This window comes from Veillonella sp. 3913 (genome assembly GCF_003992235.1).
Lineage (GTDB): Bacteria > Bacillota > Negativicutes > Veillonellales > Veillonellaceae > F0422.
Genome location: NZ_RQVF01000005.1, coordinates 43,424 through 55,430, shown reverse-complemented (window position 1 = coordinate 55,430; position 12,007 = coordinate 43,424). Strand labels below are relative to the sequence as shown.

12 protein-coding genes are annotated in these 12,007 nt (G+C 39.5%); 9 read left to right on the top strand and 3 right to left on the bottom strand.

Annotated elements, in window-relative coordinates; all coding sequences use genetic code 11:
* The first annotated feature begins 386 nt into the window (after positions 1-386).
* The 4 genes from EO113_RS06550 to EO113_RS08345 all read left to right on the top strand — a co-directional run bounded on the left by EO113_RS06550 (position 387) and on the right by EO113_RS08345 (position 5,039).
* A complete protein-coding gene (locus EO113_RS06550; protein WP_127011035.1) occupies positions 387-1,508 on the top strand; it encodes an Ldh family oxidoreductase in 1,122 nt (373 codons plus the stop codon).
* 217 nt (positions 1,509-1,725) lie between these two features.
* A complete protein-coding gene (locus EO113_RS06545) occupies positions 1,726-3,360 on the top strand; it encodes an L-lactate permease (protein ID WP_062403562.1) in 1,635 nt (544 codons plus the stop codon).
* A gap of 311 nt (positions 3,361-3,671) precedes the next feature.
* Complete coding sequence (locus EO113_RS06540; protein WP_127135864.1) at positions 3,672-4,535, top strand: PepSY domain-containing protein; 864 nt, start codon at positions 3,672-3,674, stop codon at positions 4,533-4,535.
* A 399-nt stretch (positions 4,536-4,934) separates the two neighbouring features.
* Positions 4,935-5,039: a putative holin-like toxin gene (locus tag EO113_RS08345; RefSeq protein WP_369688074.1), complete on the top strand. Its 105-nt coding sequence runs from the start codon at positions 4,935-4,937 to the stop codon at positions 5,037-5,039.
* Positions 5,040-5,278: 239 nt separating this feature from the next.
* Here the strand turns inward: EO113_RS08345 and EO113_RS06535 are convergent, their stop codons facing one another.
* Genes EO113_RS06535 through EO113_RS06525 form a run of 3 tightly spaced genes read right to left on the bottom strand, consistent with a single transcriptional unit; the run spans position 5,279 to position 7,004 of the window.
* Complete coding sequence (locus EO113_RS06535; RefSeq protein ID WP_038144502.1) at positions 5,279-5,509, bottom strand: hypothetical protein; 231 nt, start codon at positions 5,507-5,509, stop codon at positions 5,279-5,281.
* On the bottom strand, positions 5,506-6,222 hold the full coding sequence (locus EO113_RS06530; RefSeq protein WP_127135863.1) for a metallophosphoesterase: 717 nt from the start codon (positions 6,220-6,222) through the stop codon (positions 5,506-5,508). Before EO113_RS06530 ends, EO113_RS06535 begins: the two co-directional genes overlap by 4 nt.
* Complete coding sequence (locus EO113_RS06525) at positions 6,222-7,004, bottom strand: DUF4931 domain-containing protein (RefSeq protein WP_127135862.1); 783 nt, start codon at positions 7,002-7,004, stop codon at positions 6,222-6,224. The genes EO113_RS06530 and EO113_RS06525 overlap by 1 nt, the downstream gene beginning before the upstream one ends.
* Before the next feature lie 89 nt (positions 7,005-7,093).
* Between EO113_RS06525 and EO113_RS06520 the strand changes: the two genes are divergently transcribed.
* The 5 genes from EO113_RS06520 (at position 7,094) to EO113_RS06500 (ending at position 12,005) form a co-directional block, all read left to right on the top strand.
* On the top strand, positions 7,094-7,621 hold the full coding sequence (locus tag EO113_RS06520) for an 8-oxo-dGTP diphosphatase (protein ID WP_127135861.1): 528 nt from the start codon (positions 7,094-7,096) through the stop codon (positions 7,619-7,621).
* The gene (gene mutY / locus EO113_RS06515; RefSeq protein WP_127135860.1) at positions 7,618-8,760 is read left to right on the top strand and encodes an A/G-specific adenine glycosylase; all 1,143 of its coding nucleotides are present in this window, start codon (positions 7,618-7,620) and stop codon (positions 8,758-8,760) included. The genes EO113_RS06520 and mutY overlap by 4 nt, the downstream gene beginning before the upstream one ends.
* Before the next feature lie 22 nt (positions 8,761-8,782).
* A complete protein-coding gene (locus tag EO113_RS06510; protein ID WP_127135859.1) occupies positions 8,783-9,958 on the top strand; it encodes a metallophosphoesterase in 1,176 nt (391 codons plus the stop codon).
* Positions 9,959-10,317: 359 nt separating this feature from the next.
* Positions 10,318-11,259, top strand: coding sequence for a metal ABC transporter solute-binding protein, Zn/Mn family (locus EO113_RS06505; RefSeq protein WP_127135858.1), 942 nt, complete (start codon positions 10,318-10,320; stop codon positions 11,257-11,259).
* Positions 11,256-12,005 carry a metal ABC transporter ATP-binding protein gene (locus EO113_RS06500; RefSeq protein WP_127135857.1) on the top strand — a complete coding sequence of 250 codons (750 nt, stop codon included), beginning with the start codon at positions 11,256-11,258 and terminating at the stop codon, positions 12,003-12,005. Before EO113_RS06505 ends, EO113_RS06500 begins: the two co-directional genes overlap by 4 nt.
* Positions 12,006-12,007: the final 2 nt, after the last annotated feature.

Below are 12,007 nucleotides of genomic sequence, written 5' to 3'. Positions count from 1 at the left end.
GTTATAGTAGACTATACAATAGGTCATTATTATCGATAGATATCGATAGAGAAAAACGATAAATCTAGATTTTCTTTTATGGAATTCGATATAGATGTGAATATATATGAACTTATGAGGAAGAACATAAGTGAAGCATAACTAAAAGTAATGATTGCTTTAACCTTATAAAATAGCTGTTTTTAGGTTATTTTTTAAAGGAATTAATTAAATTGTCTCTTAACTATGCATATATGATAAGAGTAAAATGCCTATAACAAGGGGATTTCTATTCCATGTGGTGTACATGTGTGCTATAATTTACGTATCAAGAGTAGTGACAATCTGTTGAGGAGTACTACAAGATGTCACAATTTATTTTATGGTTAGGGAAAGAGGTTTTAAAGATGGGAAATTTTGTTTACATCCAAGAAGAAAAACTTAACGCATTCTGTCAAGATGCATTTGAAGGATTTGGCTTCAGCCCTGAAGAAGCTAGCATCATTAAAGACGTATTGATGATGTCCGACATGTACGGTATTCAATCCCATGGTATGCAACGTGTAGTTCGTTATCATAAAGGTATTGAAAAAGGTCTTATCGATATTAAAGCAAAACCAGAAGTAGTATTCGAAACTCCAGTATCTGCAGTTATCGAAGGCCATGACGCAATGGGTCAATTAGTTGGTCATTTCGCTATGGAATTAGCAATTAAAAAAGCTAAAGAATCCGGTATCGGTATCGTATCTGCTCGTAACTCTAACCACTATGGTATCGCTGGTTACTATGCTGATCTTGCTTTAAAAGAAGGCTTAATTGGTTTCTCTTGCACTAACTCCGAAGCAATCATGGTTCCTACATTTGCTCGTAAAGCAATGCTTGGTTCCAACCCAATCGCTTTCACAATGCCAGCTGAACCATACAACTTCTTCTTCGACGCATCTACTACAGTAGTAACTCGTGGTAAATTAGAAATGTACAACAAATTGGGTAAAGAATTACCTAACGGTTGGGCATTAAATAAAGACGGTAAAGCATCTCAAGATGCTGGCGAAGTATTGGGCAACATCTCCGACCACGTTGGTGGTGGTATCATGCCTTTAGGTGGCAATACTGAACAATTAGGTTCCCATAAAGGTTATGGTTACGGTATGCTTTGCGAAATCTTCGCATCTATCTTCTCTCAAGGTGGTACATCCAATAAATGTATGACTGGTGGCCGTTCCAATATTTGTCATGGTTTCATGGCTATTAACCCAGCTATCTTCGGTAACCCAGAAGATGTTAAAAAACACTTCTCCACATTCTTACAAGAACTTCGTGAAGCTCCTAAAGCTGAAGGTGCTGAACGCATCTACACTCATGGTGAAAAAGAAGCAGAAGCTATCGAAGTTTGCCGTAAAGAAGGTGTGCCAGTTATCGACAAAACTGTGGCAGAATTGTTCGACGTATGTAACTTGTTGAAATTGGATCCTAAAAAATACTTCGGCGACTATGAACCACCTAAAGCAGTTGCTTCCAACTACTAATTTGCAGTTCAATAGCTGACAATTACAAATCTTTATCGATGCAGAATCAGTAGTTTTGTATCCCTAAGGAATACTTCTTAGAGACTGGTAACAGTCAACATCTTTGAACATATGAGAGAGGGAATCTGTGGATTTCCTCTCTTTTTGTTTATACCACACTGTGGCGTATGCTAGAATTGAATTACAGTGATTCACACTATAGAAAGGGATTGTTAATATGGATATATTTTTAGCAGTCTTGCCGATCCTATGGCTTATCGTAGCATTGGCAGTATTAAAAATGCCTGCATGGAAAGCATGTTTGGCAGCAGCAATTGGTACATATATTTTAGCTGTATTCTACTATGGAGAAAATGCATATATTATGTACACAGGAGCTATGGAAGGTGTAGCTCTTGCAGTTTGGCCAATTCTTTTGGTTATTACAGCAGCAATTTTTACATATCAATTAGTAGTTCATACAAAAGCTATGGAAACTATTAAAGTTATGTTATCTTCCGTAACTAGTGATATGCGTATCTTAGCCGTATTGTTAGCATGGGGCTTTGGTGCTTTCATGGAAGGTATGGCAGGTTTTGGTACAGCCGTTGCGATTCCAGCAGCGATGATGGTAGCAGTAGGATTTGATCCATTGAAATCCATCTTGGCTTGTTTAGTAGCAAACTCCGTACCAACTACATTTGGCTCTATTGCGATTCCAACAACAACATTGGCATCTTTGACTGGTCTACAACCAGCTGAATTGGGTACATTCATTGCAGTGCAATTATTCTTCTTAAACGTAATTACTCCATTCTTCATCGTAGGCATCATTGCGGGCGGTGTGAAAGCAATTAAAGGTGTATTTGTACAAACTTTATTAGCTGGTTTAGCATTGGCGATTCCTGAATTATTGATTAGCATGTATGCAGGTGGTCCTGAGTTAGCCGTTATGGGTTCTTCTATTGTAATCATGGGTGTGATTATTGCTATCGCAAAATTAATGCCTGTTAATGATCCAGAATACAAAGTTGAAACTGGCGCTGCACGTACAGTATCTGCTAAAGAAGGTTTAATTGCAGCATCTCCATTCATTTTGATTTTCATCTTGTTAATTGGTACATCTAAATTGGTGCCAGCTGTATATAATGCTTTGATGGTATTTAAAACATCTGTACCTATCCATGCTGGTGTAAATGCAAAACCTTACACATTCGTTTGGATTGCGACTCCTGGTATCATGATTTTCATTTCCGCTTTAATTGGTGGTTTTATCCAAAAAGCAGGTCTTGGAACTCAAAAACAAGTATTAACTAATACTTTCAAAACTTTGAAATTAACGTATGTAACAATCATTTCTGTAGTAGTAACTGCAAAATTGATGACATACTCCGGTATGACTGGCATGATTGCGAATGCATTAGTAGCGGCTACCGGTAGTATGTACCCTGCATTTGCTCCTGTAATAGGTGCATTGGGTGCCTTCTTGACAGGTTCTGGTACAAATGCGAACGTATTGTTCGGACCATTGCAAACAGCAGCGGCTCATCAATTAACTCCTGGTCATGATACATTAGCATTGTGGTTGGCAGCAACTAACTCTGGTTCCGCTGGTGTTGGTAAAATGTTCTCCCCACAAAGTATTGCGATTGCCATCGGTGCCGTAGGTCCTGCTCTTAACACATTCATCGAAGAACACAAAATCGATGCACAAAAAGCTGACCAATTACGTCATTCCATCGATGCAAGTTCCATCATGGTTCATGTAGCTAAATACTTCTTGTTATACTTAGTTATTTCTGGTATTTTTGCTTACTTCGGTCAAGAATTCTTCCCACAATTGGAAGGTATCTTAACAATGGTTAAGCACTAATTACTATCTAGCATACTAAAACAGATAAAGAGACAACATTTCGGTGTTGTCTCTTTTTGTATTTGTTGAGTTTATATAGTTTGAAATAGCTTTCACTATGATGTATTAATATTTGTATATAAATGAGGAAATATATGTATGTAGCAGGGATTAAAACTTCATCTAATATTCATCATAACTTCATGGTTGGCTCATATTTTTTTCATGCTTTTTTCATATATAAAAGGTAAGATATAAGCAAGTTAGAAATAACGAATATTCCTTAATAGAAAAACAAGACACGATGCATCGGGCACGTGAAGGAGGAGATTATGAAAAAAATGTTTCGTTTAGGAGCTGCTGTGATGGCTCTAGGTGCAGGACTTATGATGGCGAGTGGGGTAGCGAATGCAGCAGATACCACTATGATGAATACTATGTCTGTGAAAGCAAATCCTAATGAAATGATGATTGTTATGCCTATGAATAGTATGGACAAAATGCCTATGGCTATGATGACTGGCATATCTAAAGATTCTATGAGTATGATGAATAACAATGCTATGATGAGTCAAAAACAAATGGCTAAGATGGGTACCTGGAATGGTGTAGGCAGTGTTATGCCGAGCATGATGGATATGAAACAAGTAGACTATAAAGGGGCAGTAACAACATTTATGTCCATGTATCCTAATGCACAAGTCACATCTATTTCCTATGATGGAAAACATCATCCTATGTATGAAGTGGAAGGATTTAGTAATAGTCAAAAAATGGAAATGCATATGACTGAAGCTGGTGAAGTGATGGGTACAGAAGTAACATCCATGAAGCATGATATGAAATCTATGCATATGAAAAAAGATAACATGATGAAGTCTATGGATATGAAACATGGGAAGATGATGAAAGATAACTCTATGATGCATGGACAAGGTATGCCAAGCATGGAAGGTCATATGATGGCAAAAGCTTTCAATGTAAATGATATTATCATGCCAGAAGTGGCAGAAACAAAAGCTCAAGAAAAAGTGGGTGGCATGTATCAAGCGATAGAGTGGACTGTGGAGAAAGAGCATGGTCGTTTAATGTATGAAATGGATATGATCGATGGCAGTGGTAAAGAAGCTGAAGTCAAAGTAGATGCAATGACTGGTGAAGTTATCAATGTAAAAATGAAAACTAGCAAATACTAATCTTAGTATTATTCTCCTTAAACTCCCTTACTATATAAATACAAATAACACAAACAACATAAACAATATAAATACTCCCTTTTTTAAGACGTCACTGGTTTCGTTATGAAACCAGTGGCGTTTCTTTTACTAGCAAAAGGAAGAGCACGACATATTCCTCCACAAACTGATACAGTGGTTAGGTTTGCTCCGGAACATGTCCTGCTCTTCTAGTATTACTTTATTTAGACAAAAAAGGAACGCCACTGGTGTTCTACACGCAACGGCGTTTCTTAGGGAATTGATAATTATTTTAATCTATATCAACGAAATGTAAAAATGCGCTATACTATAAATATAGAAGATCTATCAACGTGAGTTGGGCTCATCTCTTCCTAATCATTGGGAGGAGGTGATACTATGACACCATTCGAGTTTTTTAGTTTACTAATACAATTTGGAATGTTGGTTATAGCATTTTTAACTTACTTAAATATGTCAGTGAAAAGCCTAACGTCAAGATAAGTATTGCAAGTACTTAACACGTTAGGCAAATCAAATTTCTAGTATTTGAGATGAGCCTAACGCCTAAGACACGTTGATGGCTCTTCTTTTATTATGTTTAGTGTAACATAGTTTGTTGCGTAAGGCTACTTATTTTATTATAGGTGGTACTCTATTATGAATGACATATAATATTGCCATAGTATATACATGAATGAATTTGTCAAAATATAGTGCAACCAATATAGGTAGATGGTACCTTAAAATGACCGTTTGCCTAGTTTTGGGTGCTTACACGGTTTTAATGTATATCGATCGATGATACGGCACGCTTCGTCTAGGGTTAGGTCTTCTTTTGTAGGCCCTTGTTCAAATATGCATCGAGGGTCGCTGGAGCCAACTTCTCCGGCTGGTAGGTATAGGTATTCTGAGTTATGAGGGTCACCAAAGATGTACCCTGCTTGTAAGTGTTCTTTGTGGATACGGCTCATGGTATCTCCTTCATCATAAAATTAGCAGCATCTGCTGAGACTAAGTGTAATTGTGTATGCCCCCAATGAGAAGGTACTTTTTGGAAGGATGCTTTGTCATGTAAATGACCGAATACACAGTGATCTACATGGTACTGTTCTAGTAGGTCCGTAAATCCATTGGCATGATTTTCTAAGGTGGGTGGATAGTGCAGTAACAGTATGCGTGTTATCTGAGAAGGGTCATCACCACTTTCAGTAATAACAGTTTCCATAGCGTCTAGAGCTGCTTTAGTACGGATTAATTCCCGCTCATAGATGTGGCGGTCATCAGCTTCTTTAAAGAAAGGGTCTTGTGGATAGATATAGCCTTTCGTGCCACCGAAGGCGATGCCATTATGGTACAAACCTCTACCTTGTAAGAATGTGATACGTCCTTCCATAAGAGTATTCATTTTTTGTAGACTTGTCCACCAATAATCGTGATTGCCACGAATCATAAACTTTTTCCCAGGCAGGGTCGCAATGGTATCTAGATCTACCTTTGCATCACTAAGGCGCATAGCCCAAGACATATCACCTACTAGAAAGACTAGGTCATTAGGATCAATATGTTCTCGCCAGTGTGCTTGGATACGTTCCCAGTGGTTATCCCAGTGTGGACCGAAGATGGTCATAGGTTTTGTTGGTGGTTGCCCAGATAGGTGTAAATCGCCAATGGCAAAAACTTTCATTAAACCTCCAAAGAATTGTGTAAATATGGTTGTATATGACGGATAACCTCTAAGGCGCGTGTTTCATGACACACTTGTGAAATTCCATAACCGATGAAAAGCGGTGATGTTATATAGCGTGGTACAATTTTTAGATAGTGATAACCGTCATTTATATCGTAGAAAAATAGATTATAAGATTTTACATATTTAGAAAATCCTTCTAATACATAGCGTAAGATACGTTGTAAATATTTGGCTAATATGGATGTATCTAATTGGGGATCAAACCGCATATTAAATTCAAAGAATCCATGGATAGGTCGATTGGATAAGGTTATGCGAAGACCATCCTTTTCATAGATGAGCCATCCTTCAAAATGTTCTCTGTGAATATCTTCACGGTAATCATAGTCCTCTAGGCCAATGATTTGGCTGTGAGGGTGATAAATAGAGCCTCCAGACATGGGGCCGTAATTTTTAAAGAATAAGACGGAGGTAAAACGAGGGTCGGATTTTACTTCCTCCCATTTCATTCGCCCAAACTCTAAAATATGGACCGCATCTAACAAGGGTAATTTAGAATATTCTGTATGCACATGAGGCGGAGTTTCGATGATAACTGTAGGCCATGTGTGTTTTAATACAGGGTATTTATTCATGAGCCAAATGATGGACCCAGATGTATCTAGTATATCGGTTAATTGCGAGGGTTCGCAAAATGGGCAGTGCCCGTCGCGATTGTGCATGCTGTTGGGCTTTGTTTGTCCCAGAGCAATATCAAAAATTAATGGTTCTTTCATAGTTCACCTCACTATTACTATAGTATCATAGGGGGCGAGGTTTATGAAAGTGTGAAACATGATATAATAAAAAAAGAATAGGAGGAACTATGAGACCTACAACATTATGTTTTCCAAAACGGGAGAATTTATTTTTATTAGGACGTAAAAAACGCGGCTTTGGAGCCGGCTATTATAATGGATTTGGTGGTAAAATTGAGGATGGTGAAAGTTTCCGTGCTTGCGCCGTGCGAGAAGTCTTCGAAGAAGTATCCTTACTGGTGAAAGAAGAGGACCTACAGGCAGTGGCGCTATTGGACTTTCAGTTCCCTTACTCACCGGAGTTGAGTCATATTAGTTATGTATATATGGTAGAACAATTTCAAGGTATTCCTTTGGAATCAGAAGAGATGGAGCCTCATTGGTTTACGTTGGAGAACACTCCCTTTGACCATATGTGGGCTGGTGATGAAGAGTGGATTCCACGGATTTGGCGTGGCGAGAAGTTAAAAGGTATCATTACTTTTAAAGAAGATAATAGTACGATAGAATCCATGCAATTTGTAACTGTGGAAGAGGTGCTAGAAAGCGACGATATAGGCCGTGTGACGGCTTGGATATATGAGGGCATGAAGTGAAACAAGTAGAACAGCAAAGCCAAGTGGCATGGACGAGACATTTATTAGATTGGTATGATGTGTATAAGCGTGATTTGCCTTGGCGTGAAAGTAAAGACCCCTATCGTATTTGGGTGTCGGAAGTGATGTCTCAACAAACACGGATTGAGGCTATGCGCCCCTATTTTGAAAACTGGGTAATACAATTTCCAACACTTGAAAGTTTAGCTAGTGCCGAAGAAGATACGGTGGTTCGGGCATGGCAAGGTTTGGGGTATTATTCTAGGGCTCGTAATTTGCATCAAGGTGTGAAAGAAGTGGTGGAAACCTATGGTGGACAGGTACCACGGACACGGAAAGAAATGGAATCTTTAAAAGGTGTAGGTTCCTATACAGCAGGGGCAGTACTCTCCATTGCGTATAACCTTCGTGAACCTGCTGTCGATGGGAATGTACTTCGTGTCTATGCTCGCCTATACAATATCCATGAAGATATTCTTGGCACGGTAGGGAAAAAAACGATTACTATATTGGTAGAAGAGACCATGCCCTACGATCGACCAGGCGACTTCAACGAAGCCCTTATGGACTTTGGTGCATCCATTTGCATTCCTAAAACACCTCGCTGTGAGTCCTGTCCATTAGTACAGGATTGTAAGGCAAAAGCAGAAGGCACGGAACAAGTGTTACCTATACGGATTAAGAAAACAAAGGTACAATCTGTCCAATTATACGTAGGGATTATTTCTACAGTAGATGGGTACTACCTATTGCATCGAAGACCCAAAGAAGGATTGCTGCAAAATATGTGGGAGTTTCCTAGTGTAGAAGGTGGCACAGCAGAGAGTCGCAAAGTAGAATTAATTGAGGGGTTACAATCCATTGGGGTTACCGTCACTATGGAACGACCTATGGCAAAGGAAGTAACCCATATTTTTAGCCATCGCAAATGGACGATGAAAGGCTACCGAGGTGTCGCTACAGAGGTGGCAATAGATTCGTCGACTACAATTATGCTAGAAGGTGATGAAGCGGTGCAACAAGCTGTAGCAGAAGGTCAGATTATTCCTCTGAAGGAGGATTGGATTCTCTGCCGTAAAGAGGCCTTTCACGTCTTACCTTGGGCAGGGCCTCATGGCAAGTTCATTGATCTTTATTAATCTATACCGAGGAGTGATATAGATGAGAATATATATATTGATGGGAATCTTAGTACTTGGAATGGCTCTTTTTGGAACTATGACAGGATACTGGGTAACCTTATTTAGAAATAGTTCGAAACGAAAGGGCCTAATCTATGGTGGTGTACTGGGGTTAGCCCTTGCAGTAGGAACGATTGTCCTACAACGCCTTATGTACAGCATCCATGGTGGCATGGTGCTGGATCTAGTGCGCCCGGTCCTAATCGAACTGAATGGATTAGTCGTAGCACTGTTCGGCACCTTTGCAGTATTGACGATCTTCGGTGTATTCTATGGACTTATGCGTTTAGGGGCTCGCTCTGACAGCGGGGATAGTCCTATCGACGAATCACGGCGGAATTTCTTTAAACGTACTGCTGTGGTGGTACCTACTGTAGTAGGTATCACAGGATCAGTAGCGGCCTTTCAAGGGAATGGTGAACTGCAACTACGCAAGATACAGTTGGCTTTGAAAGATAGACCAGAGGTGTTGAAAGGATATAAAATTGGACAACTTAGCGATGTTCATATAGGCCCTTTCATCGGCATGGACAAACTGAAAGAAATGGTAGATGCCATTGCTAGTGAACACCCGAATCGACTGGTTATCACTGGAGATTTAATCGATGATTTGGGGTATCTTGATGAAGTGGCAGATTATCTAGATAGCCGTGTACAAGATTTTCCTGATGGCATTGATTATATTTTAGGGAATCACGAATATCGCGTTGATGTAGAGCATGTGTGGAAGCGGTTGAGCCAAACCAAGATGCATATGTATCGCAATAGCCATCAACAGATATTAGGTGGACCTCGCCCTGTGTATTTAGTGGGCATGGATTACCACTTTGAAGATGATGTGCAAGAGGAAAACGTACGCTTGTTGAACAAAGCCATGAAAGGTATGCCCGACAATGCATATCCTATCTTGTTGGCGCACCATCCGAACTATATCCCTGAAGCATTCCGTAGACATATCCCATTAACCTTATCTGGACATACCCATGGAGGACAGATTAATCTATGGGACGTGAACCTAGTGCCGGTGTATAAGCCGTATTGGAAAGGACTCTACGAAGAACAAGGATTATTTGCCTATGTAAGCCGAGGGTCGGGACATTGGTTCCCAGTGCGGTTGAACTGTGCTAGAGAAGTGACGGTGTTTACGATTTTGTAAGTGAAAAAGCAGAACCCCCACAGCGGCAACTGTGGGGGTTCTTTGTTTCAATGGATTTGATTAACTTTTGTACCTGTAGTATATCACAAAAAAATATATTGTCATCTCAAAGTGGACTTTTTTGGGCACACATAGGACATGTTTAATGATATATTATAGAGTAAACAATATCCATTATCATAAATATAAATGATAATAAAGGTAATAGCTAATTCTTTCATTCTTTGAAAGACATAATTAAAAATATATATTGAGAAATACTATCAGTTGTGATATAGTATACATAAGTAAGACTCATGGAATTTTTAATTTAGGGATAGTACAGGACATCCCACATGTTTAGTAAGGGAGGAAAGACCATGAAAGAATTTAAATTATGGCGGCTGTTCATTGTGTTTGCCGTTTGTATTATGGCTATTGCAGGCTGTGGAAAGCAAGCGGATACGGTACAAGATGGTAAGCCATTACAAGTGGTAACTACTACAACAATGATTACAGATTTAGTACAAAAAATTGGTGGTGACCATGTAACAGTACAAGGATTGATGGGGGCTGGGGTAGACCCACATTTATACCAAGCTAGTGCAGGTGATGTATCTACTTTACAAAAAGGCGATATAATCTTCTTGAATGGTATCCATTTAGAAGGTAAAATGGGCCAAGTATTCCAAGAATTAAAAAAATCCAACAAAACAGTAGTGGAAGTGTCTAAAGATATGGATCCATCCACATTGTTAGCCTTTGAAGAAGAAGGTCCAGATGCAAAAGACCCTCATATTTGGTTCGATGTACAAAACTGGAAATTAGCTGCAAAAGTGGTAAAAGACACATTGGTAGCGAAAGACCCTAAACATGAAAAAGATTATGTGGCTAATTACGAAGCATACATGAAAGAATTAGATGCAGCAGATCAATATATTAAAGATAGAACGAAAGAAATTCCTGAACAATCTCGTGTATTAGTTACAGCGCATGATGCATTCCATTACTTTGCTCGTGCTTATGGCTTTGAAGTAAAAGGCTTGCAAGGTGTGAGCACAGCTACAGAAGCGGGCACAAAAGATATGAACGACTTAGTACAATTTATTGTAGACCATAAAATCAAAGCTATCTTCGTAGAATCTTCTGTTCCTCATAAAACGATCGAAGCTGTACAAGAAGCATGTAAAGCTAAAGGTTGGGACGTAGCTATCGGTGGTGAATTATACTCCGACTCCTTAGGTTCTCCTAACACAGAAGGCGGCACTTACATTGGCATGGTCAAAGCCAACATCGATACCATTGTAGGCGCTCTTAAATGATGAGTGACAGCAAGTGTATTTTGAAAGTGAATCATCTTTCAGTAGCCTATGATGATACGGTGGTGCTGAAAGATGTATCCTTTCAGATTGAACAAGGAACGATGACGGCCATAGTTGGTCCTAACGGTGCCGGCAAATCAACCTTGGTGAAAGCCATGTTAGGGCTTGTGCCATTAGTAGAAGGAACGATTGAGTTAACATTAGATACTAAAACAGTTTCTGCGTATGGAGGCGCGAAAACAAATAGTATTTATAACCATATTGCCTACGTACCACAAACCTCAGCGGTAGATTGGGATTATCCCATTACGGTATTTGAGGTGGTATTGATGGGCACCTACCGCAGACTAGGTTGGTTTACACGCCCAGGGAAACGTGAACGAGATGAGGCGACAAAAGCCTTGCAAACGGTAGGCATGTTAGACTATGCACAGCGGTCTATCTCACAATTGTCAGGAGGACAGCAACAGCGTGTATTTCTAGCTCGTGCCTTGGTGGAAAATCAAGATGTGTATATACTAGATGAGCCTTTCAAGGGTATCGATAAGACGACAGAGGCGGTACTCGTAAAGATTATGAAAGACATGCAAGCAGCAGGAAAAACATTGCTGATCGTACATCATAATTTGCAAACTTTGGAAGCTTATTTTGATCAAGTTCTCTGCATCAATCGCAGATTGGTGGGCATGGGACCGGTTCGAGACATAGTGGGATCCCCTATCCTAGATGAGACATATTCATACTAGGA

What these genes read in the sequence shown, in the direction of transcription:
- EO113_RS06550 (WP_127011035.1), top strand. Translation starts at nt 387, where the DNA reads ATGGGAAATTTTGTTTACATCCAAGAAGAAAAACTTAACGCATTCTGT.
- EO113_RS06545 (WP_062403562.1), top strand. Translation starts at nt 1,726, where the DNA reads ATGGATATATTTTTAGCAGTCTTGCCGATCCTATGGCTTATCGTAGCA.
- EO113_RS06540 (WP_127135864.1), top strand. Translation starts at nt 3,672, where the DNA reads ATGAAAAAAATGTTTCGTTTAGGAGCTGCTGTGATGGCTCTAGGTGCA.
- EO113_RS08345 (WP_369688074.1), top strand. Translation starts at nt 4,935, where the DNA reads ATGACACCATTCGAGTTTTTTAGTTTACTAATACAATTTGGAATGTTG.
- EO113_RS06535 (WP_038144502.1), bottom strand. Translation starts at nt 5,509, where the DNA reads ATGAGCCGTATCCACAAAGAACACTTACAAGCAGGGTACATCTTTGGT.
- EO113_RS06530 (WP_127135863.1), bottom strand. Translation starts at nt 6,222, where the DNA reads ATGAAAGTTTTTGCCATTGGCGATTTACACCTATCTGGGCAACCACCA.
- EO113_RS06525 (WP_127135862.1), bottom strand. Translation starts at nt 7,004, where the DNA reads ATGAAAGAACCATTAATTTTTGATATTGCTCTGGGACAAACAAAGCCC.
- EO113_RS06520 (WP_127135861.1), top strand. Translation starts at nt 7,094, where the DNA reads ATGAGACCTACAACATTATGTTTTCCAAAACGGGAGAATTTATTTTTA.
- EO113_RS06510 (WP_127135859.1), top strand. Translation starts at nt 8,783, where the DNA reads ATGAGAATATATATATTGATGGGAATCTTAGTACTTGGAATGGCTCTT.
- EO113_RS06505 (WP_127135858.1), top strand. Translation starts at nt 10,318, where the DNA reads ATGAAAGAATTTAAATTATGGCGGCTGTTCATTGTGTTTGCCGTTTGT.
- EO113_RS06500 (WP_127135857.1), top strand. Translation starts at nt 11,256, where the DNA reads ATGATGAGTGACAGCAAGTGTATTTTGAAAGTGAATCATCTTTCAGTA.